Origin of the sequence: Paenibacillus sp. MER 180 (assembly GCF_023713665.1) — a bacterium.
Lineage (GTDB): Bacteria > Bacillota > Bacilli > Paenibacillales > Paenibacillaceae > Paenibacillus_B > Paenibacillus_B suaedae.
The window spans coordinates 1-397 of record NZ_JAMAVT010000087.1; the positions used below are offsets into that span (position 1 = coordinate 1).

Annotated in this window: 1 protein-coding gene; it reads left to right on the top strand. The window is 66.8% G+C overall.

The features are described from left to right. Window positions 1-397: AraC family ligand binding domain-containing protein (locus tag M3661_RS29960; protein ID WP_251491389.1), on the top strand; the 397-nt coding region annotated here is incomplete at both ends.

The following is a 397-nucleotide window of genomic DNA, read 5'->3' on the forward strand; positions in this document are numbered from 1 at the left end:
GCAGCGACCGGCTCGATTTCTACATCCGCGACCAGGCGTCGCGCCAGGCGATCACCGAGCCGCATCGGCACGCGTATTTCCAGATCCAGTTCAACCTCGGCGGCGACACCGAGCAGCGCATCGGCGGCGTCACGCGGCCGTTTCCGCGCGGCGCGCTCGCGTTCGTGCTGCCGCACCGCGAGCACCTGATTCCGCATCCGGAAGGCGCGCACTTCATCGTGATCAATTTCAGCCAGGCGTTCCTGCGCGCCGATCTCGACGTCGATCCGCTCGATCTCGAGGACGTGCCCGCGCACCGCTTCCCCGAACTGACGCCGTTCCGCTTCCAGGAGCACCTCGATTTCATCCTGACCGGCGATACGTACGACGAAGCGCGCCGCCTCGCGCTGTGCATGCT